The sequence below is a fragment of the Desulfitobacterium nosdiversum genome, from assembly GCF_049860565.1.
Taxonomy (GTDB): Bacteria; Bacillota; Desulfitobacteriia; order Desulfitobacteriales; family Desulfitobacteriaceae; genus Desulfitobacterium_A; species Desulfitobacterium_A nosdiversum.
Window position 1 is genome coordinate 2,403,588 of record NZ_CP172056.1, and the last position, 22,998, is coordinate 2,426,585.

The 22,998-nt window shown below is 37.7% G+C and carries 28 protein-coding genes; 20 read left to right on the forward strand and 8 right to left on the reverse strand.

Going from position 1 to position 22,998, the window contains the following annotated elements:
* Positions 1–412: 412 nt before the first annotated feature.
* From ACHOLT_RS11630 to ACHOLT_RS11690, 13 genes are all read left to right on the forward strand, one after another.
* Complete coding sequence (locus ACHOLT_RS11630; RefSeq protein ID WP_425800786.1) at positions 413–1,039, forward strand: hypothetical protein; 627 nt, start codon at positions 413–415, stop codon at positions 1,037–1,039.
* A 270-nt stretch (positions 1,040–1,309) separates the two neighbouring features.
* Positions 1,310–1,813, forward strand: a complete 504-nt coding sequence (locus ACHOLT_RS11635; RefSeq protein WP_425800788.1) for a hypothetical protein — start codon at positions 1,310–1,312, stop codon at positions 1,811–1,813.
* 343 nt (positions 1,814–2,156) lie between these two features.
* The gene (locus ACHOLT_RS11640) at positions 2,157–2,966 is read left to right on the forward strand and encodes a class I SAM-dependent methyltransferase (RefSeq protein WP_425800790.1); all 810 of its coding nucleotides are present in this window, start codon (positions 2,157–2,159) and stop codon (positions 2,964–2,966) included.
* Positions 2,967–3,390: 424 nt separating this feature from the next.
* A complete protein-coding gene (locus tag ACHOLT_RS11645) occupies positions 3,391–4,746 on the forward strand; it encodes a B12-binding domain-containing radical SAM protein (RefSeq protein WP_425800792.1) in 1,356 nt (451 codons plus the stop codon).
* 247 nt (positions 4,747–4,993) lie between these two features.
* Complete coding sequence (locus ACHOLT_RS11650) at positions 4,994–5,605, forward strand: hypothetical protein (protein WP_425800764.1); 612 nt, start codon at positions 4,994–4,996, stop codon at positions 5,603–5,605.
* Between the two features lie 233 nt (positions 5,606–5,838).
* Positions 5,839–6,147, forward strand: coding sequence for a hypothetical protein (locus tag ACHOLT_RS11655; protein WP_425800794.1), 309 nt, complete (start codon positions 5,839–5,841; stop codon positions 6,145–6,147).
* Positions 6,148–6,446: 299 nt separating this feature from the next.
* Positions 6,447–7,172: a DUF4241 domain-containing protein gene (locus ACHOLT_RS11660; protein ID WP_425800796.1), complete on the forward strand. Its 726-nt coding sequence runs from the start codon at positions 6,447–6,449 to the stop codon at positions 7,170–7,172.
* Between the two features lie 224 nt (positions 7,173–7,396).
* Complete coding sequence (locus ACHOLT_RS11665) at positions 7,397–8,710, forward strand: hypothetical protein (RefSeq protein ID WP_425800798.1); 1,314 nt, start codon at positions 7,397–7,399, stop codon at positions 8,708–8,710.
* Positions 8,711–8,895: 185 nt separating this feature from the next.
* Positions 8,896–9,279, forward strand: a complete 384-nt coding sequence (locus ACHOLT_RS11670; protein WP_425800800.1) for a hypothetical protein — start codon at positions 8,896–8,898, stop codon at positions 9,277–9,279.
* Positions 9,280–9,594: 315 nt separating this feature from the next.
* On the forward strand, positions 9,595–10,113 hold the full coding sequence (locus ACHOLT_RS11675; protein ID WP_425800802.1) for a methyltransferase family protein: 519 nt from the start codon (positions 9,595–9,597) through the stop codon (positions 10,111–10,113).
* 218 nt (positions 10,114–10,331) lie between these two features.
* Positions 10,332–11,120, forward strand: a complete 789-nt coding sequence (locus ACHOLT_RS11680; protein ID WP_425800804.1) for a DUF429 domain-containing protein — start codon at positions 10,332–10,334, stop codon at positions 11,118–11,120.
* A 121-nt stretch (positions 11,121–11,241) separates the two neighbouring features.
* Entirely contained in the window at positions 11,242–12,402 is a 1,161-nt protein-coding gene (locus tag ACHOLT_RS11685; RefSeq protein WP_425800766.1) for an acyltransferase family protein, read from the forward strand.
* A gap of 269 nt (positions 12,403–12,671) precedes the next feature.
* Entirely contained in the window at positions 12,672–12,872 is a 201-nt protein-coding gene (locus ACHOLT_RS11690; protein ID WP_425800806.1) for a hypothetical protein, read from the forward strand.
* A 3-nt stretch (positions 12,873–12,875) separates the two neighbouring features.
* On the opposite strand, the gene ACHOLT_RS11695 is transcribed toward ACHOLT_RS11690, so the two are convergent.
* The 4 genes from ACHOLT_RS11695 to ACHOLT_RS11710 all read right to left on the reverse strand — a co-directional run bounded on the left by ACHOLT_RS11695 (position 12,876) and on the right by ACHOLT_RS11710 (position 14,313).
* Complete coding sequence (locus ACHOLT_RS11695; RefSeq protein WP_425800808.1) at positions 12,876–13,034, reverse strand: hypothetical protein; 159 nt, start codon at positions 13,032–13,034, stop codon at positions 12,876–12,878.
* A gap of 85 nt (positions 13,035–13,119) precedes the next feature.
* The gene (locus tag ACHOLT_RS11700; protein ID WP_425800810.1) at positions 13,120–13,479 is read right to left on the reverse strand and encodes a hypothetical protein; all 360 of its coding nucleotides are present in this window, start codon (positions 13,477–13,479) and stop codon (positions 13,120–13,122) included.
* A 2-nt stretch (positions 13,480–13,481) separates the two neighbouring features.
* On the reverse strand, positions 13,482–13,670 hold the full coding sequence (locus tag ACHOLT_RS11705) for a hypothetical protein (protein ID WP_425800812.1): 189 nt from the start codon (positions 13,668–13,670) through the stop codon (positions 13,482–13,484).
* 292 nt (positions 13,671–13,962) lie between these two features.
* Entirely contained in the window at positions 13,963–14,313 is a 351-nt protein-coding gene (locus ACHOLT_RS11710; RefSeq protein ID WP_425800814.1) for a helix-turn-helix domain-containing protein, read from the reverse strand.
* 103 nt (positions 14,314–14,416) lie between these two features.
* Here ACHOLT_RS11710 and ACHOLT_RS11715 point away from each other — a divergent pair, with 103 nt between their 5' ends.
* Positions 14,417–14,554 (forward strand): zinc ribbon-containing protein, encoded by a 138-nt coding sequence (locus tag ACHOLT_RS11715; RefSeq protein WP_425800816.1) that lies wholly within the window; start codon positions 14,417–14,419, stop codon positions 14,552–14,554.
* Here ACHOLT_RS11715 and ACHOLT_RS11720 read toward each other — a convergent pair.
* Positions 14,544–14,891, reverse strand: coding sequence for a hypothetical protein (locus tag ACHOLT_RS11720; protein WP_425800818.1), 348 nt, complete (start codon positions 14,889–14,891; stop codon positions 14,544–14,546). The genes ACHOLT_RS11715 and ACHOLT_RS11720 overlap by 11 nt on opposite strands.
* A 193-nt stretch (positions 14,892–15,084) precedes the next feature.
* Between ACHOLT_RS11720 and ACHOLT_RS11725 the strand changes: the two genes are divergently transcribed.
* Positions 15,085–16,083 (forward strand): hypothetical protein, encoded by a 999-nt coding sequence (locus ACHOLT_RS11725; RefSeq protein WP_425800820.1) that lies wholly within the window; start codon positions 15,085–15,087, stop codon positions 16,081–16,083.
* Between the two features lie 170 nt (positions 16,084–16,253).
* Here the strand turns inward: ACHOLT_RS11725 and ACHOLT_RS11730 are convergent, their stop codons facing one another.
* A complete protein-coding gene (locus ACHOLT_RS11730; RefSeq protein WP_425800822.1) occupies positions 16,254–17,468 on the reverse strand; it encodes an IS110 family transposase in 1,215 nt (404 codons plus the stop codon).
* Between the two features lie 348 nt (positions 17,469–17,816).
* Here ACHOLT_RS11730 and ACHOLT_RS11735 point away from each other — a divergent pair, with 348 nt between their 5' ends.
* The 4 genes from ACHOLT_RS11735 to ACHOLT_RS11750 all read left to right on the forward strand — a co-directional run bounded on the left by ACHOLT_RS11735 (position 17,817) and on the right by ACHOLT_RS11750 (position 21,455).
* Positions 17,817–18,395, forward strand: a complete 579-nt coding sequence (locus ACHOLT_RS11735; RefSeq protein WP_425800824.1) for a DUF6642 family protein — start codon at positions 17,817–17,819, stop codon at positions 18,393–18,395.
* 140 nt (positions 18,396–18,535) lie between these two features.
* Positions 18,536–19,159, forward strand: coding sequence for a bis(5'-nucleosyl)-tetraphosphatase (symmetrical) YqeK (gene yqeK, locus ACHOLT_RS11740; protein WP_425800826.1), 624 nt, complete (start codon positions 18,536–18,538; stop codon positions 19,157–19,159).
* A 632-nt stretch (positions 19,160–19,791) separates the two neighbouring features.
* The gene (locus tag ACHOLT_RS11745) at positions 19,792–20,334 is read left to right on the forward strand and encodes a DUF5673 domain-containing protein (protein WP_425800828.1); all 543 of its coding nucleotides are present in this window, start codon (positions 19,792–19,794) and stop codon (positions 20,332–20,334) included.
* Between the two features lie 224 nt (positions 20,335–20,558).
* Positions 20,559–21,455, forward strand: a complete 897-nt coding sequence (locus tag ACHOLT_RS11750; RefSeq protein WP_425800830.1) for a GNAT family N-acetyltransferase — start codon at positions 20,559–20,561, stop codon at positions 21,453–21,455.
* A gap of 225 nt (positions 21,456–21,680) precedes the next feature.
* Here the strand turns inward: ACHOLT_RS11750 and ACHOLT_RS11755 are convergent, their stop codons facing one another.
* Positions 21,681–21,986 carry a type II toxin-antitoxin system RelE/ParE family toxin gene (locus ACHOLT_RS11755; protein WP_425800832.1) on the reverse strand — a complete coding sequence of 102 codons (306 nt, stop codon included), beginning with the start codon at positions 21,984–21,986 and terminating at the stop codon, positions 21,681–21,683.
* A complete protein-coding gene (locus tag ACHOLT_RS11760) occupies positions 21,979–22,245 on the reverse strand; it encodes a type II toxin-antitoxin system prevent-host-death family antitoxin (RefSeq protein WP_425800834.1) in 267 nt (88 codons plus the stop codon). The genes ACHOLT_RS11755 and ACHOLT_RS11760 overlap by 8 nt, the downstream gene beginning before the upstream one ends.
* A 216-nt stretch (positions 22,246–22,461) precedes the next feature.
* On the opposite strand from ACHOLT_RS11760, the gene ACHOLT_RS11765 reads away from it, so the two are divergent.
* A complete protein-coding gene (locus tag ACHOLT_RS11765) occupies positions 22,462–22,971 on the forward strand; it encodes a hypothetical protein (RefSeq protein ID WP_425800836.1) in 510 nt (169 codons plus the stop codon).
* The last annotated feature ends 27 nt before the right edge of the window (positions 22,972–22,998 follow it).

The following is a 22,998-nucleotide window of genomic DNA, read 5'->3' on the forward strand; positions in this document are numbered from 1 at the left end:
GGTATTATTCTTATTTATGTTTTCTGGCGAAAGAACGTAATGGATAGTTCAATTTACCTAATCGTTTTATCAATAATTTTAGTTTTACACGGCTATAGAAGTTGGGAATATGTTTTAAACCACTCCAACCAGTTTTGCGTCAATCTACCTTTGTTTATCGTTAACAACATTAAATTGTTGTTATCACTTATCTTAATTGGATTTACTTTCACTATAAAGTAAGGTGAAAAGGGCATGTGCAACGGCGCATAACACAGCATTCACAAAACTTGCCAAGATGAATGCGGTCAGGACGCTTCGTGAATGCCCAGAACGTTATATGACAGAGTACGCGTTATAGCAAAATTATGCTGCGTATTTGTTTAAGCATTTTTTCATGGGTTAAAGAAAGTAAGAATTGCGGGTGGGCACATTGAGTACGACGTTTGATGTTTTACCGGGTTCACATTATATTCCAACGTTCGAAGAGATCGTTGAATTATCGAGTTCATATTTAAATTCGTTTCTAAGAAGTATCGGCTTGAAAAAGGATATAGGTCTGAGGGTTAACTTACATAAGAGTGATGAAAGTATTATCAATAATAATGTTCAACCTTTGGAAGCTAAGTGGGATAGCGATTATTATGCATGGTTTTATATCAAAGGAATAGACGGCGGAACGGATTGCCATTTTAGTTCATTTGAAGAGAGCGATTATGATATATGGAAAGAGGAAATTAAAGGCAATGTAAAAATAAGAAGTTATAAGAATGAGATTAATAAGAGTTTGAAGATCGGACATTATTGGAGTCTAAGGAGGAGTGCGGGACAGCCGGGTGTTATAGCATTATGTTACGGACTAATAGCAGCTTCATTAGCTAAACTTACTGACGGACTTATCTATACTGACGATGGCGCATGGGACTATTCACAATTTCCTACTAATGCAGATAATTTCCTAACTTGGTATTTTCGGCCTGAATTTACTGTCGACACTGATTATAAGGAATGGGTACAATCATGTATTAGTTCAATTTGTAAAGAGTTGCAGGGAAAGTAGCCTTGATTTAAGTAGGCTCCGTGGGGCGTACTCCATCATATAACAATGGATTCCCGCAAGGGTGCCTGAAGAGGAAAGTTTCGGGTAGGTTCAGGCACCACATCCCCCCGCTAAGATAAGAGCTATCTAAGGCGGGGGGACGTCGGGAATCCGGAACGTTACACGAAATCGGTGCAAGATGACGCGCGTCCATGCGCTTGTAATAGTGAGTTAAGACTTAGGATAGTACGCTAATCAATTTCTACATAATATAAAGAGAAGGGGGGAGTCATGTTGAACAACATCAAAAATATTTATCGTCACATGATACCCATAGCCCTTATCATGGCTATTTTATTCTTAGGTAATTGGCTTTACATCGGATACACCGGACCTAAAGAAATACAACGCAGTTACAGTGGAATTATGTATAAGAATGGGAAGTTTGAGCCTGTTGAACAAATTAATATCAAGATAAGCGGGAAGTATTCAAGAGGGTTATTCGGTGAAGCAGACGAATTTGAAGGGACAATTTTGATAGGTGAAAAAGTCCTTACTCTAAATAAATACCCAATTAAATTTAATAAGAATAACATGGGATTATTATCTTTGGGACCAATTCCTGAGGATTATGGAATGATATTTATTAGTAATATGTTCGAAAAGATGACTATTCAATTAATTGCAAATCAACAAGATCAGTGGATTTCAGCACCATGTGTAAATAGAGAAGAAGCGGTAAATTTATCAAACGAACTTATTCAGAGAGTAAGTAAAGGCCTAAGGAACTTTTAAACTGATAGCGGTTTGAGGGGAGGCCGTCCGTGGCCTCTCTGAGTCACGGGGCACTGACTTCGTGTAACACGAGGATTCCCGCAAGGGTGCGGATTAGAAAGTAATTTGGGGCCTGCCGCACCACATGTCCTCTGTCACAAGACTTGCAAATTGAAGCTGCATAGGGAGAAGCAATTCTTGCGCCAGCCCTGACGGGACGGACACGTCGGGAATCCCGGGGACGTTCTACGACATATCGTGCAAGGCCGCGCCGTCCATGGCGCGGAATACGAATCGGGAGTATTCTTTCGTGTTAGTAAACTAAGTCGAACACAGATTATTTATATTTGGAGAGGGTGTCGGCATGGACAAGAATTCTGTTTATAGAACAAACATTATAGGCGCTGGCGAAGTTAGTTGTGCTATTTCGGTTGATGAGGACAAGAACAACATTCATAAAACGAACAGCTCTTTTTGGGACACTAAAGGAAATGAGGTTATCGGTACAACTGCGCTCCCTTTGTATGGAGCATTTGTTTCGGAAGAAAAATGTCATCTTTTTGGCGATGTCTCAGGAAAAAAGATGCTGGAGATAGGCTGTGGAACCGGTCATTCTCTGCAATATCATGGTGACCGCAAAGCTTCTGAGCTATGGGGTATCGATATTTCTGAAAAACAAATAGAAAAGGCTAAGCAGTATTTATCATCGTGGGGTTTTTCGGCAAAATTGATATGTTCTCCAATGGAAGAAGACTCTGGAATACCTGTGGATTATTTCGACTATGTTTATTCGATTTATGGTGTAGGTTGGGCTACTGATCTTGAGGGTACTTTTTGCCGGATTGCTTCTTACCTAAAAAAAGACGGTGTATTTATTTTCAGTTGGTCTCACCCAATACACAAATGCGTTGCTGTCGAAAATGATTCACTTTCTTTTAAAAAATGTTATTTTGATGAATCTTGGTATTCTGTATCTCTTGATGGAGGCGCAATATCTTTATCGGATCGCAAGCTATCAACTTATATCAATGCATTAACAAAGGCGGGATTTGCCATTGACGAAATGATTGAAGAATCTGACGATGAGATTATTCAATCAAATAAGGATAGTGACTTTGCTAAAAAAGCCAAAATGCTTCCTGTAACATTTGTAATCAAAGCAAGGAAATTATAAGAGTACAGTATAAGCATAATCTACAGTAGATTTAATACACAATATTTTTATTTTGTGATGAAGAAGTCTTAAGGTTATATATAAGCGCCGTCCGTGGCGCTTTCTGAGTCTGGGGGCACGATACGTCGTAGAACACGCAGTTCCCGAAACTTAGAAAATATGGATGTAATAAGACGCTTCGGGAACTGCTGAACGTTATCTGAAACGGCTGGGCCGAAATTCTTAAAGGTTAGGTTGAGAGTGAATTACGATCCAGCTTTCTAAAAAGGGAGGTTTCTCAAATGGTAAAGTAAGATGGGTGATCGGATTGTAAGAGGAATTACTTTTTTATCTAGATACCAGCATAAAGCTTAGGCAAGGCTGCTAAAAGGAAAGCATAATAGAAACATATTAATATAGTTGAGTACATGGGAGGAGAAGAACGATGAAAGTAATGTTGATTCACCCGCCTAGCGGTTCCAAACATATGGATACGATATATATGCATGAGCCTTTAGCATTAGAGTATTTAGGAGCTGGACTAAAATTAGACAACCATGAGGTTTCGATTATAGATGCCCGTTTAGAACAAGATTATGAGGCAGTATTGAGGTCTGACAAGCCTCAAATTGTTGGTCTAACTGGGTTTACAAATCAACTTACTATTGTTAAGGAAATGGCTTCTAGGATTAAAGGTATTGATCCTAGTATATTTATTATAGTCGGGGGACACCACGCTACAGTAAAACCTGAAGATTTTAATGTCAAGGATATTGATTTAGTTGTTCGTGGAGAAGGAGTTACAGCTCTGAGTGAAATATTACAATGCATTGAGTCTAATAAACCGTTTGATAGCATATTAGGGTTGGGTATTCCCGGTGCTGAGATGTATCTAACACCTCCAAGACCACATCCGAATTTAGATAATTTACCCATACCTGACCGATCATTGACGATTAAATATAGGAAAAATTATTGTGAGGAATGGATGAAGCCTCTAGCATCCATTCGAACTTCTCTAGGATGTACTAACCGTTGTACCTACTGTGCCTTGTGGGCACTAACCGATGGAAAATACTTGGTCCGTAAGCCAGAGTTAATAATAGAAGAACTACAATCTATCGAAGAGCCTAACGTTTTCTTCTGTGATGATGAATCAATGTGTGATTGGCAACGAATGGATAAACTGGCCGATCTAATTATCGAGAGTGGTATAAAGAAAAAATATTATCTTTATGCTAGGGTTGATACGATCTTAAAACATCCGAACCTGTTAGCTAAATGGAAAGATATCGGCCTCGCGCAGGTATTTATTGGATTTGAAAGTTTTACCAATAAGTACTTGAACGATTTGAAGAAAAACATAACAATAGAGCAACAATATAAGGCAGCAAAAGTCCTCAATGATCTAAAAATTAGTATTGCTGGATCTTTCATGGTTGATCCTTCATACACCAGAGAGGAATTCGATGGGCTTATATCTCACATTCGCAGTTTGAAAGTAGACGTAGTTATATGTTCGATCTTAACACCGTTACCCGGAACGCAATTATACGAGAGTAAAAAGGCTGAGCTAATAACCGATAAGCCGGAAACATATGATTTTCTTCACACAGTTTTGCCCACAAAATTACCACTTGAACAATTTTATTCAGAATTTGCTCGACTGTATATGAAAGCGACGCCGCTATTAACTTCCTTAAAGTATATACAAAAATACGAAAAAGGGAGCAAACTGCGGACAGGGTTAGATTTTATAAAAACTATTAAAATTATTAAAAATAATTATCGTTCATATTAGAATTTTTTTCATTCTGATTAAATTTGGAAAACTTAATGATATTTAGATTAAATTTATAAAGACTTTTGGGGTTCTGAATGTTTATATTTGCCGCCGCATCAGATAACAGCAGGTTCCCGCCACTTAGAAGAGATGAATGCGGTTAGGACGCAGCGGGAACCTGCGAGACGTTATCTGAAAGATGCCTGAGAGCGCGCCGTCCATGGCGCGAAACGGTAAATTACATGTTAGAGCAAGGAGTAATTTTATGGGAGGAAAGCGACTATTTATAGGTCTTATCATACTAACCACTTTCTTTAGTTTGACTGGGTGTTCCGAGCCTTCTAATAATAGAACCATTACTGATATTATTAATTCATATTACAAGAGTGTCGAACCATCAAACAAAGGTGACATGAAGATATTTTCTCAGAAGACAATAGGTGATAAAACGTTGATGTTAACAGAAAAATACTCTGGTGATGGGCATTCAAATACTGAGCTATTTTTAATAAGTAGCGATATGAAAATCGAAAAAAGGGCAACCGGTTTTTCCCCTATGAGTATGTGTTTTAGTGCAAATGTGCTTCAGTATGAAAATAATACCATCGTTTTTGGAAATTTTAATAAGACGAAATGGGAGATGGAGACCGACACTAAGAAACCTGTGAACATACAAAACATCCTAGTGAAGTTTAAAAACGGAGAAATTATTAAGGAAAATGTTGGAGAAGGCTATATTATTTATTCGAAATCGTTAACTAATGTTGAGGTTCTTGAGCTTTATGACAATAACGGTGTATTACAAAGTGATTTAAATGACTTAAGAAGATACGGAAGCGTTTTTAATGATGCTTCATTTGTTGATATAAGGAAGTGATTCGAAATTATATTCAAGGGGTTGCCGTCCATGGCAACCTCTGAGTCAAGGGTCGGCATCCTTCAGATAACAGAGGAGTCCCACAACTTGAGGATGATGAATGTGGTTGGGACGCTGCGGGACTCCTCGGGACGTTATCTGAAATGGGGAGCAAAGGCGTGCCATCCATGGCGCGAAAGTGAAAATGAATGTTACCTTAACTTTAATGGATTAATTATACTGGGGAGGTCGATATGGATAATTTGTCAGATAAAATCTCGGATGAGAGGTATCCAAATCATTATTTCGAACATTATATTGCTATGTTTCAGTCTGAAATCAACAGGGATGGGTTTAAGGAACATGCAAATTTCTATATTCAGATTGAAGGATTAGATGAGTTTAGTAAGTTAATTGGGGAAATAATTTTAATTGATAAGAATAATGATTGGGGCTACTTTGCTGATTTAGCGAAAGAATTTGATCAAGAAAGTATGAATATAAGGAATATAAAAGAATTGGCAGAGACCGCAGTTGAAGTTCATAGATACATAATTGAATAATTGGTTTATCTGATTTATATAAAACTTTGTATATATTTGTTTGGTTATCTTTACATCGTTATTACTATTAAATACACAAGAAGAGATTTGATTGGAGGGCCGCCGTCCATGGCGGCTCTGAGTCTGGGGGCTCCCCACTTCAGATAACAATAGATTCCCGCAAGGGTGCCAGAAGTGGGAAGTTTGGGGCGGGTCAGGCACCACATCCTCCAGCCTAAGATAAGAGCTATCTAAGGCTGGAGGACGTCGGGAATCACGACCGTTATGCGCCATAGCCGATGAAAGAAGGGGTTTCGGGGATGAGTTTTTTAGCAAAATTGTTTGGTAAAGAAAAAGATAAGTTACATAATAAGTTTCTTTACTCACCTGTCGATTATTCTGTGTTTTTCACACATACTCAATATAATGGAACTGAACTGGAACTGTTGGAATTAGGGGACTTACATTTGCTTACGGGTAGAATTGTCGCTTGTGATCCTTTAGTTTTTCTTGGCGATTGGAAGATATTTAGCAAGAGTGTAAAGCCGGGTAAATATCCGGTTACGGTTTGCGTGGCCAAAACAGCACAATCTGGCGATAGGTATGCAATTGTTCAGGTAAAGTTCTCTGATAGTATACCAACGAGATGGGAAATGGCACTTACTACGGAACAGAATCCCAGTGAGCTTAAACAGGATGGAGATTATTTTGGTTATCCTGTGGATGCAGGGTTAGGGTGTTTTTGCGATGAAGAAAGTCAGACATTGTACAAAGAATTCGACAAGCAGTTCTACGACTCACATCCGGAAGGCAACATTTATGATGATTTTTTTGCTGACGAGTTTAAAAAGAATGCAGTTAACCCAGACGATCCAAGGGATATTGGTGATTGGCTAAATTTCTACATACCAGGGACTGAGAATAGAAATGTTATTATGTTTCATTCGGGATATGGAGATGGTTACTATCCGTGTTATTGGGGAGTTGATAACTCAAACAAGATTTGTTCTCTGATAGTTGATTTTATGGTTTTCGATTTTGGGTAGTATGACTGCTGGCTACGGCGCATAACACGAGGATTCCCGCGAGGGTGCGGTTAGGAAAGCTTTTGGGGCAAGCCGCACCACATGTCCTCTGTCACAAGACTTGCAATTTGGAGTTGAATTAAGAGAAGCAAGTCTTGCGCCAGCCCTAGCGGGACGGACACGTCGGGAATCCCGGGGACGTTATGCAAAATGCGGTTTAATTGTTTCATTTTGGAGTGATATATTTGTTTGAAGATATTGAGGCGAAAAAGTATGTATTCATGTTCCCATACAGCAAGTATTATGCAGACTGGAAACCCACTCTTCTAAGGTTTTTACGTGCTAGCCGGTCAGCGAAGACGAAAAAATCACCGATTCGTTCATTAGCTCTTCAACTTGCTATTCTCCAAACTCTTTTTAAAATCGAGCAAGTTATAGAGAATCAGACTAAAGAACAGAAAATGGCTAAAAAAGATGGTAACGTAATTTATAATCAGCGTTTGAGACATATTCTGAAAGATATAGCAGATGGTTTAGCATGGAGATTATTAGGATTTAACAGACCGCTTATGCGTTTACTATCACAGAATAAAGCACCTGGTCATATAAAAACATCTACTTCGAAGGAAGATGATATAGCAACTAGGTTTGTTTCAGGGGGGCATGTTCTTATCCATGATATTACCAATATATTGAGGATTGGAGATTTGACATTGATTGACCCCTCAGGATATCCAAATGTACTAGAAATAAAGAAGTCAGGTAAACAAATATTAGATGCTCAAGAGTATAAAAGAAGAGTGTTTAAAGGCGGGGACTTATCATCACAAGCACAACGAATAGTAGAAGTAGATGAAGCCATAAAAAATGGGTTAGTTAATTTAGGAACTTCTAAAGCTAATTTATCCTTATTTGATATTTCGATAGATAGTTATTTGTCTGACATAGAAGAGGTTCTAAATATATGTAATCAGCAGGGATATAGTGAAAGATTTATCGATAAGATATTGTTTGTTAGAGCTTATCGTCTAGATTCAGAGCCAAAGCCATTTCCTTTAAAACAAACTGGCCATCTTCATTGGTTTTGGAGCCATGATTGTTTTATTCTTGATGATGGCGAAGTTTTTAGAAATAGAATTCCATACTCTGCCTATCCTTTTTCGGATGAAATGGTACTTCAATTACTTTCTGGTGAAATAGTCCTGGAAAGTTATCTGAACATAGTTGCGCTTAAAAAGAAGCTTCAGAAATATGGTTGGAAAATAAAAAATAATAGGAGCATCGAACAAATTAGTGAGCAGTTCGAAATCCTAAAAAGACATACATATAGAGGCACTAAACTATTTCCTGTAGATATAGATAACAGTATCTTTACCTTATGGAAGGATGGTTTCAACTTAGCTGTTCCTGTTGAAATGACATTTTTAATTACTGCAGATTTTCTAAAACCAGAAGTGCTTATCGATACTGCAGAAAAACTCTTTTCATTGACAGAACCAACTCGTACAAATGGTGCTTATGGGATAGGCTTTTCGAATGAAAAAAGAATTTGGGTATAATTTAGGGTACCGCACTTCGCATAACAGCGTATTCCCAAAATCTGAGATATATGAACGTAGTAACCAGACTTCGGGAATACGCGGAACGTTATATGACACGACAATGTCGGGGTATGTTTCGTAAGAATGAATCCAGAATTGTTCCAGCTAGTTTCGATTAAGCTTAATGAGAGGAGGGGGTAGCTGTGAAAAGTTTTATAGGTTTTTTCAGTAACAGGAGCCATAAGGAAAAGGTAGGTGCGACGATAGGAGTTACCGCATCAATACTTGGCATTGTGTTGTGGATGATTTTTATCTTTTATAACCCATATGTTAAGGACGTCGTTACGGACGAACAGTTGAAGATAACTTTTGTACGGCTTGGGCTGCCGGCAGCATGTATTTTGGTTGCGTCAGTTGTTAACCAAGCGTGGTTGTTGTACATTACATTTGCAGTATCATTACCTTTTTATGGGTACATGGCAGGAACCCCTGGAATCTTTCGTTTATTTGGCTTAGTCTCGGTCGGGAGTATCGTATCAGCAATACTTATTACTATTGGCAAAAGACAACGGCGTTCGATTGAATAGATCTCGAAGATCTGTGAAGTGTTCTGCTTTGGTTGCAAGTGAAAATTTAGGTGGAGTCATACGTTAAGAAAACACTGGTACAGGATTACAATCGGAAATTCAGTTATTACGAGATACACAATAATGTTTTTAGCGATTCTAATGAGTTGTTGCATCATATAACAACACATTCCCAACACTTTGCCAATATGTAAGCGGGTTATGGCGCGTCGGGAATCCAAAACGTTCTACGACATATCGTGCAAAGGACGCGCCATCCTTGGCGCGGATGAAAAAACTTTAGCTATAAATTAAAGCTTTAGAAAGTGGGATAAAATGAATGCGTTTTTGACAGTGATACCAATTGTTTTTATTAGGTATGGTCTTTTAAATGTAATAAACAAAGAAGCACTTAAACGTGCAAGTTTCTTTGCCCCGTTAATCGGAAGAGAAAAGGTAGCATTCTGGGTTTATCAAATAACAACCGCATTGATCTTGCTATATTTATTACTGCTCAAGATTAAAACTGACTCTGAGTGGTTTTACATAGGTCTGATAATTTATAGTTTAGGACTAATTTTATATGCTGTATCTATAGTAAATTATGCTAACCCTAAAAAGAACGGAATAAATTTAAATGGGTTATATCGAATATCACGCAATCCTATGTACGTAGCATATTTTATTTATTTTTTAGGATGTGTATTGTTAACTCGTTCATGGGGATTGCTTTTGTTATTAATAAGTTTTCAGATATCAGTACACTGGATTATTCTTTCAGAAGAAAGATGGTGTATTAGGGAATTTGGAGAAGAGTATATAAAATATATGAATAATGTGAGACGTTATCTTTGATTGTTATGACATAACTGAATTATTCAAGCGAAAGATTAGATTATTTATGCCTAGTGGTGCTGAAGTTTAAGGCAGCGCCGTCCGTGGCGCTGCTGAGTCTGGGGGCACGATACGTCGTAGAACAGGCAGTTCCCAAAACTTAGAATAGATGAATGTAGTATGACGCTGCGGGAACTGCCGGGACGTTAGGCGAAACGGTCAGTGAAGAGAGGATATGAATGAACGACAAATATGTTTTGGGTGTTGATGCAGCATGGACTCATAAGGAACCTTCAGGTGTTTCATTACTAAGATGTTTACCAGGATCGTTACCAGAGCTAGAAAGAGCAGGGCGTTCATACGATGAATTTTGCTCTGGTAAGATTGAGTGGAACAGCACTCCTAAAGGATCTCTACCCAGTTTTAAAGAGATTTTCGATACTATTACAGAACATATAGACGTTGTTACACTTGATATTCCTTTATCTCCAAACCCTATAACGGGACGACGGCAATCTGATAACCTAATTTCTTCGATTTATGGTAGACTTGGAGCTTCAACCCATACCCCAAATGCTGATCGTCCAGGTTACATAGCAACAACCATTTACGAACAACTCTCTGAATTGGGTTTTAATTGGGCTTATCAATATTCGAAAAATCCCTCTTTCATAGAGGTATATCCGCACACAGCCATCATTGAATTATTTGGATACGACTATCGTTTCCCCTATAAGGTTTCTAAAAAGGCTAAGTACTGGCCTGGGGTATCCACGAAGATAAGAAATAGAAATATTATTGAAAAGTTAATGGAGTTGAAAGGTAACTTAGAATCTGAGGTTACGAACATTGACCATTTTCTCATTAAGCTAGATCCAGATAAACATTACCCAATAAAGTTTCTTAAAGGTTACGAGGACCTAATCGACTCAATTATATCGGCGCTAGTTGGCTACTACTATATTAACCAGAAGGCTACTCCATATGGGGATAACATTGGGACTATTTGGGTTCCACAGAAAGCCTGACCGCATCGCCTAACAATACATTCCCGCAACTTTGTCATGATGAATGCGGAAAGATGCTACGGGAATGCGAAACGTTATATGAAACGGCGCATGAATAGCGAGCTTTGGGGGAGTTGTTTAATTGAGAGCTAAGAACCACCCTAGATCAGCGAGAAGATATGATATAGACTGGCTTCGTATTTTCGTGATCTTGTTGCTTTTTCCTTTTCATTCGGCTCGGATATTTGACTTTTGGGAACCGAACTATGTTAAGAACATTGATCTTAGTTGGGGTTTAAGCTGGTTTATTGTAATAGTAGGCTACTGGTTCATGCCACTAATGTTTTGGCTGGCAGGTGCTTCAAGTTGGTATGCTTTAGATTCTAGGGATGGATTGCAATACGTTAAGGAACGCATGAGCAGACTTTTAATACCCTTTCTCTTTGGCATCCTGATTATTGTTCCACCCCAAGGATACCTGGCGAAACTCAGCAATCCGGGCTACAACCAAACCTATTTTCAATTTCTAAACAGTTATTTCCGTGACTTCAGTGATTTGAGTGGCTACTTTGGAACGTTCACTCCTGCACACTTGTGGTTTATCCTGTACTTATTTATCTTTTCCCTGTTAGGATTACCGCTCCTCTTAGCTTTGAAAACGGAATGTGGAAAAAGAGGTTTAGCTAGGTTCTGGTCAACTTTTAGTAAACCATGGGCATATATATTGGGCTTTGTTTTCCTCACGGCTACCGAGGCTCTGCCAGCGCCGGGAGGTAAAAATCCATTTTTCTTCTTTTTTCTTTTCCTCACTGGGTACATTACCTGTGCTGACGAACGTTTTAATACAATGATCCACCGGCTGAAGTCTAAGGTCTTGTTGTTTTTGATTCCCTATTTACCATTGTATTTGTTACTATTGTCCAAGCTTTCAGGTTTCCCAGACTGGTCACCGGAATCAGTTATGTTGGCATTTATACGTAACTTGGCGTTATGGCTAACGTTAATAGTCATTTTGGGATATGGGCAAAAGTATTTGAACTCAAGTAGTAAATGGCTAGCTTACATGAACCAAGCGGCTTTTCCCATTTATGTTATCCATCAAACAGTCTTGCTGATAATTGGTTTTTTGGTGGTACGTATTGGTCTTGGTTTGGTTCCGAAGTTTTTTAGTATTACGGTTCTATCTTTTTTCAGTTGCCTAATTATTTACGATTTGGTTATTAGACGTTTTGGTGTAACGAGGTGGATTTTTGGAGTTAAGGCAGGATCTGCTCCCAAGGCAAAAGAAAAACTCTCGATGTAATTTGGGGCGCGCCGCATCATATAACACGGCATTCACGAAACTTGCAAAGATGAATGCGGTTAGGACGCTTCGTGAATGCCCGGAACGTTATCCGAAATGTCCATATCTCCGTATTCCTATCCCGTCAGGTCTGCCCACGCATACATTTTCCGTCTGATTGTGCATGAGGATTATGAATGTCAGGTTTGTTCGCTTATTGACAAGTTATGTCGAATTTATATTTAGCTTCGCTGGAAGTAGTAGGATAGAGGAGGAAGGAGGTGAGAGATATGGAACAACAGTACCGTAAATGCTCTGAATCACCAATAAATTTAATATATCCAAAGTTCTATCATGAAATCACATTAGAAATTTTAAGAAAATACCCATTTTCAGGTACACCAGAGAAAATAGCTGATGATTATTGGAAAGCTTATATTTCTGTTTTTAATGGGTTAATACAAAAATGCGAACAAGAAATGAATAAATAAATTTTAGTAATTATGCACCCTTAATTCTCTTACAATCTCAAGAATTTTTTCTGAAATATCACATACAAAAGGTACATGGAGACTTTGATCATTCATAACTCTATCTTGTGCTTTTTGTAATTCCCTAATCTGTTCTTCAAGAACTGATTTATAATCCATCATTATTACCTCCATAAATTAAAATAGGAGGGACTTTTCCCTCCGTGTTTCGCTGAAATGAGAAAAGACCCCCGATTTTTCGAAGGCCTTAAAATATACAATATTTTCGAATGATGGCTTTAATATCTTTAATAGGAATATCTTCTTGATCTTTCTTAGAATATATAGTCAGTAAGAAAATTTCGCTTTCGTTTTTTATAACATAATAAATTATTCGAAAACCATTAGATTTGCCAACATTAGTACTTGAATTAACCGATCTTACCTTATAAACATCTTCTTCATCTGGTAATTTTAATTCAGTTATAATATCACCGAGTAAATTACCTTTTTCAAGATTCTTAACTATATCGGAAACATCATCATCTATTTTCTTATAATGTTTCTTATGTTTATAATAATCCACATCTTCTAAAAACTTAGGAGTAGGTGTAACATTATAATCCATATCTAATCCTTATCTTTTTGTTCTTTAATATAATCCCACCAAGATTTTTTAGGAAGTTTTCCTTCCCTCATTTGCTTCATTTCTTTTAAAGATTGAGCTAATGAAGCTGAAGGAGTACAAGGTCTTTTTAAAGTAGTATCCATATCTGTTCCCTCCTCTTGAGGACTATTATCGTCTTTGTTCTTGTCCATATTATACCATCCTTCCAAGTTATGTTACAAGACTATTATGCCCCGATTTGCTAACTTAGAAGGGGATAATCGTGTGATTACACTGAATTTGACTAATTGACTATAAGGCCCTGTGTCCGCCGAATCCCTAAATGTATTTAAATACATTTAGGGATTCGGCGGACACAGGGCCTTATCCTTCTTTTCCTAAAATAATATTTAAAGCATAAGAAAAGAAAAGTCTTTCAGTTTTTGATCTATTAAACAGTCTTCTGAAATTGAGGAAAAGCTTTTTAATATCCAATTTCAAAGCCTATTCATATTTAACTTCTTCAACTTTCAGCAAATCCTTAGATTTTAAATACTCAACAACCTCAACACAAGATTTTTCAAAGCTAGCATTTGTAGATTCAAACTTTTCATTTCCTATAGAAAATGCCCAAGCTTTTGTATTTGATAATCCTAAAAAGTAATCCATAGTTAATCCGAAATAATCACAAAACGCCCTTATTTCACTCATTGGCATTTTATCACAATCGCCTGTTAAATATCTCTTAATTCTTACTAATTTAACCCCTGTTTCTTCTGAAAGTTGTTTTGGGGTAAGACCTTTTAAATCCATATATTTTTGAAGTATATCTTTAGTATCAATCACATTTCCCATTATTCCGCCTCCATTTCTATCCAAATAATTTCGACAGAATAGAGGAGAATCCTTCATAATATGGAATATTATATTTATTTCATATTGGAAGGAGGTGGAATAAATGACATATAAAACAGGTGAAAAGCCAGGAGTAGGAACATATACCTGTACAAATTGTGGACAACATGTTTATCTTAATGACTCTACTGATACTTTACCACCATGTCCAAAATGCAGTAATACAGAATTCACGAAGTAGAATGTTCCTCAATAAATCTTCTTATTTCTTCGTCTGAATAACCAAACAACTTCCCATATATCCAATAATTATTAGTTCTGTTTGGTTTTTCAGGCAAACTTTTTATAATATCAAGCAAATAATCATGCTTGTAGATATAGATTGTTGACCATCCTTCATAAAGAAACTCACTATAGAATTTGAGTTGGTTATTCCCAACTATTTCTTTTGCTTCTTCTAAATGTCTATCCTGTAGTCCCATTTCTGCAACGGGTTTACAACCTGTTTTAACCATATAGCAATAAGCATTTAATTCACCGAATATTAGACCAGTGTAATAATTCGCATCTTTTACCATACGTTCCTTTCTTACGAAGTACCCATCATGTGTATGTATTCCTCCGAAGATGGACACTTCGGATAACAAAGTATTGCCAAAACTAGCATAGATGAATGCGGTTAGGACGCTTCGGCAATACTCGGACGTTATCTGAAAGTGCTAAGTCTTAATGTTTTTGTATGCGAGTTTGTGAGATGAGAGGGATTTTTCTATGGAAGTTTTAGTGCCAATTGAAAATTTTGTAATTGAGAAGAAGTTTGAATTAGGGGGGATTAGCTTTTTCCCCGCAAATAAATTTGACTTTTCTAAAATGAAAGCAGAACAATCATTACTGGAAGATTTTTATTCCGAAGGAACTATAAACTGTTTATCTCTTCGAGACGCTCAGAGCATGGCGTCGGGAGTTACCATTGAAGATATTTTGAACGTAACATTAGCAAAGATTTGGTTGGAGTGGCCGGATAATGGATACTCTGAAAACTCAAGAGAAGATGATGAGATACTAATACTTAAGGCTTGTGAAAAAGTAGATAGAGTAATGGATTTTATAAGGGTAATGTTTTGCAGGATGGATCTTACGGTGATGAATCCTGGTCTGGCGGGACTTTTGCATAATGGGTTTAGTGTAGTTGTACTAACGGCTCCTCAAGATAATTCGTATTATCGAATAGCAGCCTCAAGATTCTATGGATTATCTATGGTAAATGGTTTAGGTTTAGAATTAGATTCAGACCAGATAGAGGATTTATGCAATGAAACGGATTTTTCTATAATATTTAATTGTTCAGGGGACTATTCTTCGGAATTATGTAAGACCGCACTAAGGCGATTAAGTGAAGCAATGTACATTCCAAACATAGATTCAAAGTTTATTTATTTAATGACAACATTAGAAACTGTTGCATCACCAGATTATATGGGCTTTAAAAAAGTTAAATCAAGAATCCTCCCCTTTATTGCAAACTCAAAAAAGGAATATTTTACTTTGGCAGATGAGCTACAGTCTTTTTCGGAGGATATAAGAACTGAAATTGTTCACAATGGTAAAAGCCTAACAGATATAAGAAATAATGAGTATAAGAAGATATTATTACGACTTCAATCATATGTCACCAATTTTGTACTTGGTGTACAAAGAAGCAATTGCAGTACAAATGAAGATATAGAGGCCTTCCGTATAGCAAAATTAAGGCAACTTGGAATCAATTAGCTCTGGATAGGTCTCAACCGCACCTTCAGATAAACCAGCTAATTGATGTCAAGTAAAAGTTTTTAACGTTTAATTGACAAGAAACGAAGACATAGCAAAGCTGGCCTACATGTTGTAAGCTTGAAAAAGAGTATGTAAATAAAAGGTATTTCTAAGTCTATACAGAATTCTTATTTTGAGGTTGAAAAAGGCTGCTGTGAAGATAAAATCCCGTAGATCATCCTTAGCATTTTGTTAGTTGTGGCTATAATAGCAACTTTACCCGCTTTACCTTCGTCTATTTTTCGAAGGTAAAAGTCACTGAGAGTAGGGTTTAAGGGGCCGCCAACCCTGTTACTGATTCCAGCCACAGTAGCTTGATAAATGGCCTTTCTTAGAAAGGGTGAACCTCGCTTAGATATCTTGTTATGACTTGATTTAAACTTTCCCGATTCAAAGACAGAGGGATCAACGCCAGCAAAAGCGACCCACTGTTTTGCGCTCGGGAATCTCTTAATATCACCAATCTCAGCAAGAATGGTGGTGGCTGTAGCCTCTCCAACGCCAGGGATTGAACGGAGAAGAGGGTAATCAGGGGAAAAGTTTGCCCAATAGACCATTTGAGCCCGTATGTCAGTCAGAATGTTTTGTTGGGATAAGAGGAGTTCTATGTACATCCTTAAAACCCGTATGTTTGACTGTTGGGCGCGGTTATAAGGCAAACTTTCCTTGGCAGCCAAGATAAGTTCATCTGTTTTAAGTTCATTCCACCTTTGAGATTTCTTCGCTGGCTTAAGACACTCCATAATCTGGTCTCGGGTAGCCGATAGAATAGCTGCTGGTGAAGGAAAAGAAGAAAGAACACGTAAAGCAGTAGGGCTGCATAAGTGAGAAAACACTGACTCAAACTTCGGAAACAGAAGATCTAAAACAGATCGTAACCGAAGCTGAGTTTCAGTATATAACGTATTAAAACCATCATATTGCCGACAGAGGTTCTGTAATTCCAGGATATGATCCTCAACAGGTTTGGCTACAGTAAATTCATTTAAATAATAAACCTGAGCAATCCGATTCGCATCAATGGGATCAGTCTTAATTTTGCGGACGGATTTCTTTTTTTCAGCATGAGTTTGGAGAGGATTAAGAACAACAACCTTATAACCCGCATCTTGAAAGTAAGCCATAATTGGCTTGGAGTAGTTACCTGTAGCTTCCATAACGACATGAGGACGTTTACCAGTTTCAAATTCTAAGGTAATTAACTTCTCGGTTAGCCTAGACATGTCACGAGGAGAATGTAGGAAGGAAAAAGGCTTGGATAGGGGTTCCTGATAACGTTTAAAAATTAAGGCAACGCTCTTAGACTTAGAAACATCAATACTTAACACAGGAACATCAATCATGAAAAACCTCCTCTTTTGCTGGGTTCCATCTTTAACAACCACCTTTAGGTTCGCGTTGTGATACGGGCTCAAGGCCCAACCAGCTCAATCAAAGTATTGGTGCCAAAGAGGGCGTGAACAGTTTATACGACGGGATCAAGGTCCCAACAGAGTGTACGTTCTAAACCCAGTTTTCTTTCAGTATAAAGGAACACAAAAGAAAAAAGTCCATACCCAGATTGAACTGGTTATGAACCTATAATACGAACAGCGTGTTTTCGACACTTTGTCAATATGAATGCGGTTGGGACGCGTCGCAAACACGCGGGACGTTAGACGACATTCGTACTTAGAGAGGAGAATATATGTATGAAGCTGGTTTTTTGCGTTGAGTCGGACTGGGAAGGGTCAGCCAGAAAGCAAAGTTCAATTTTGCCCATGCTTGAATGTATCAACGGGGTTTATCCAGATTTAAAGTATATTTTCAGAACAGCAAATACTAAGGAAGAATTAAAATACTGTCTTGGAAAGTTCAAACAGGTGAATTCTGCTGATAAGGACTTCTGTGTTTTCATATTTTCTGGTCATGGAACACCTGGAAAAATTAGATTTGGGAAGAAAGGTATTAGCTTGTCAGAGTTGGGCTTGATCGTACAGGAAGTGGATGATGAATTATTTAAGAAGCATGTGGTGCATTTTGATTCATGTTCAGTATCTAAGAATTCTGCAGAAGTGCAAGATTTTTTGAGGCAAACCAGAGCAGATTTGGTCACAGGTTTTTCAAGTGAAGTTGATTTTATTGAATCTCTCGCTTTTGAGATGATTTACCTAGACTATCTAAGGGATGATAAACCCAAAAATGTAGAAAAAAGACTTCAGAGACTTCAAAAAGATCATAAAGGTTTTTGTGATAGGCTGAAGTTTGAGATAGCCAGTCAACGAGACTAAAAGGTTATTTAGCTAAATTTGGAGCACGAACGTCGTCTAACACGGGAGTCCCGCAACTTAGAATAGATGAATGAAGTATGACGCTGCGGAACTCCCTGAACGTTAGACGAAAGTCCTAGCAAAATAAAAGGAGGTTGCCGGTGCATAATTCTTTAGCAAATATATTTGAGGGATTTGCATTTTCTGGAGATATTACTTCTGATGCATTGGGACTTCTTAATCACCATGGTCGTCAGGACGTAGCCAAACATGTTTTAGCTGTTGCTGAAAAGGCCAGGCGTCTAGCCGGTACATATAATGTCGATCCGGAACTCGCATATTGTGCAGGTTTACTACACGATATCAGTCAGGTCTTGCCACCGCCCAAAATGCTACAAATCTCCCTTGAATTGGGAATGGAACTGGTTCCGGCAGAAAAACAGGTGCCATATTTAATTCACGGCAAATTGTCAGCAGTAATTGCAGAAAAGGCCTTCAAAATAAAAAACGACAGCCTGAATCATGCGATTAGCTGCCATTCAACACTATGTGCCAACGCAACACCAATTGATAAAGTATTGTACCTTGCTGATAAGATGTCATGGGATCCAGAACACTTCCCGTTTCGACTTGAACTTGAAAAGGTACTCGAAAAATCTCTCGACGAGGCAGTTGGTTGTTTCTTAACTTGGACATGGAACCAGAAGGATAAATTAGATTCTGTACACCCGTGGCTAATAGATGCTTGGAATGAATTTCAAAGAAAAGGATTTTGCAAGACGTAAAACGTACCTTCGTCTAACAACACATTCCCGACACTTTGCCAATATGCAAGCGGCTTGGGATGCGTCGGGAATCCAAAACGTTATCTGTAACCCTAGCTATATTATGGATAGATGCAAGATTTGGTTATTTTGAGAACTAAATAGTTGCTTTTTTCAAGGACAAAGAAGGTATTTGTCTGTTTCCCACGAATTGGGTATATATACATATAGTTACATAGCCTGAGATTCAATTGTAATAGAATGAATCACAGGCTTCGGTTTTATCTGGGGATAATGCATGAATCTGTTTGGAAGCTATATGCATGTTTCGGTTGTTAGGGTGAAATGAGCGCTTCGTTTTATTGAGATGTATATAAGTTTCGGTCAACTAGACAACAGATGCAAGTATCGGTTTTCATGGTATTTCTGACGGGCTGCAGATAACACAAGATTCCCGCCACTCGAGGATGATGAATGTAATGAAGACCGTTGCGGGAATCCCCGTCCGTTATCTGTCATTCGCATTTCGGAGATGGGTAATACTGTTTCAAGAATAAATTTAGTATTTTAAGACATAAAGAATTAAATGAATAATGGATGTAGATTAGACTAAATTTTTGGGGGTGCGGGGCTTGTTCTACTTCTTAGTTTTTATGGCAGCAACATTTATACCAATGTTTATACATTCAGCTGTTGAAGTGATCATCATAAGTTCCACGGTTCTTATACCTTTATTTCTTTTAAAAATTGCTTTTATTCATCATGAAAAGAGTAATATGGGCAATCAGTTAATTGAGTTGAAAAATACCTTTTTTGAGGAACACAGCTTACTAATCACCTTAATTCTTGCAATTATTGGTATTGTATTCTTTATTTTAGTTGGATGGCCATTAAGTGTATTGTGGATTAGGTCGTGGACCCCTTGGCTTTTTGTCATAGCATTATTGGTATTGGATGAATTATATGCGTCCCGTTATTTAAAAAAGGGTCTAATGGAAAATGGCATTTGTACCGGTCACCGTTTTATCGAGTGGGGTAAGGTCGAATCTTTTAAATGGGTTAGAAGAAACAAAGATCATTCTACTTTGAAAATTGGTATTACAAAGTTTTACTCTTATTGGATAGCATACTTATATGTTGTAGACGAGCAAAAGGAAGAGGTAAATGAATTTTTCAAAAAGAAGATTAGAGTTTAACGAAGCGTGCGAACGACAGATAACAATACATTCGCGCAAGGGCGCCAGAAGATAAAAATTTCGGGAAGGTTCAGGCGCCACATCCCCGCGCCTAAGATAAGAGCTATCTAAGGCGCGGGGACATCGCGAATCAGGGACGTTATCGGACATATCGTGCAAAGGCTGCGCCATCCTTGGCGCGGAAGAAGACGGTATCTATATGCGACGTAGGAAGGAGCCTTCGGGTGGAATATGCAAAGATCAACGGAAAAGAGTATCAATTTGTAGTTGGATATGGAAAAAATAATGAACTCAGAAAGGGTTTAAACGATTTAACCAAAAAAATATTTGGATTTGATTTTGAACAGTGGTATCAAGATGGATATTGGAAAAACCAGTATATTCCATACTCGTTGATAGATGGAGATAAGACTGTTTCTAACGTATCCGTTAACTTAATGGATTTCAAAGTCTTTGGAGAAGAAAAGCGGTATATTCAATTGGGAACCGTAATGACCGACCCCGATTACAGAGAACAAGGTTTGTCGCGTGTATTGTGTGAAAGAGCGATTGCTGATTATCGGGACAAATGCGATTTAATATACTTGTTTGCGAATAACTCCGTGCTTGGCTTTTATCCAAAGTTTGGGTTCAAAGAAGTAAAGCAATGCCAATGTGTAAAAAAGGCAGTCGCTATTCATACGGATGTTTCTGTTAAGAAATTGACTATGTCTGATTTCAACAATAGAAGCTTTTTAATTGACAAAGTTACGAATGCCATCCCCATCTCTAAGGTTTCAATGCGTGCTAACGCAGAGCTGATTATGTTTTACTGCACCTTATTTATGAAAAACAACGTTTACTATTTAGACGATTATGACGCAGTTATAATTGCAGGGTTTACGGAAGACACGTTGAAAGTAATGGATATCTTTTGCACTAAAGATATTCCATTAGATAGCATACTGAATGCGTTGGCAAACGAGAGTGTTAGCAGAATAAATCTTTTCTTTACTCCTCAAGATACTTCTTCCTATGAAACAATACTTTTTGAGGGCGATGAGACCCTGTTTGCAATGCGAAAAGACCTGCTGTTACTCAAAAGCAATCAATTCATGTTCCCAATATTATCGCATGCATAACTTGACGGACATCATGAGAATAAGAAGTAGCATTTATTAGGATTTTGTTCTTTTGACTAAGTTCTTTAGATTGGTGGCTACCTGAGGGCAGCGCCGTCCATGGCGCTGTCTGCATCACAGGGCACGATACGTCCGATAACACGTGATTCCCGCCACTGGCAAAGATGAATGTGGTTAGGACGCAGCGGGAATCACTGAATGTTAGCTGAAATCTGGCTTTCGGAGTTATAGCAAGAAGCTATATTGTCTTTTTCCGTGAAGTATTCTTCTGATTTCTACTACTTCCTCCAGTACTACATAGAAGACAAGGTAGTTATCTATTATTAAAACCCGATAATCTAGATGCATTAACCGTATATCCTTCGGGATAGCTCCTAAATAAGGGAAATAAGCAAGTTTAGAAATGGTTTTATCTACTACATCAAGGAAGTTCATAGCAGCTAAAGGATCATCCACCTGAATATATTCTACGATATTCGTTAAATCATCTTGAGCTACAGGTAAATATTCTATGCGATATTTCTTATTCATTGATCTTTTCCCTTAGATTTTTCATTAAATCTTTGTGAGAGATTCGCTCTGCACCTAAATTACTTTGAGCTTCAGCTTCTCCCAGCTTTTGATAGAGATCTAACAGTGCTTGTTGTCTTTCGTATAAGGCCATGCTCATAACTACAAGATCACCTTGACCATTCTTGGTTATAAAGACTGGTTCACCATCTTTATGACAGATTTCAGATATTTGATTAAAGTTATTTCTAAGATCGGAAATAGGTTTTATAGTAGGCATAAGCATTCTCCTTTATCATTATATTTATTATTATTATATCATAATTGTGATAGACAGATGCAAGCGCCAGACATCAGCTAACAAAAGATTCCCGACACCTTGTAAGGATGCAAGTGGTTGGGTTGCGTCGGGAATCCGAACCGTTATATGACATATTCGGTCTTTGGTTTTCTAGTATATTATTGTAAGGTATTTTCTAATGAAAGAGGACTTATTATGCCGACAATAGAGATTGTATCTCTAGGGAGAGAAAATCTAATTAAATTAAATAGAAAGAAATATCCGTTTCAAATTCAACAAGAAAGGAAATTGGTAAGTCATAGGAATCTATTCAATAATTATTTAGCTAATAAAAAAGGTGTTATTTTTCACTTGGGAAATTTAGGATTGTCTCGTAAGGGTTTTTGGTTTGCATCAGACTTGGTAGATTGGGATTTCGAGTCCGAATCGATAATCGTTTCGGGGGAAGATGAAGAAGTTAGTGAAGGATCTCCATATTTTAGGTTTAGATTAGAGTATCTAAATGGAGTAAAAGATTTGATGTTTAAGGCATTTAATCAATCACCACTCCAAACGGTTTTATTCTTAACTGATTATCAATTTGGATCTTGCCCAGCCAGTAATGTTTCCTTGGATGAAATAAAGAAATTATGGAAGATACATGATTCCGAAGGTTTGAAGTGGAACACATTATACAACATTTCTAGTATTAGTTGTAGTAGATAAGTGTAAGCTAGCTTTTGCCATACGTCA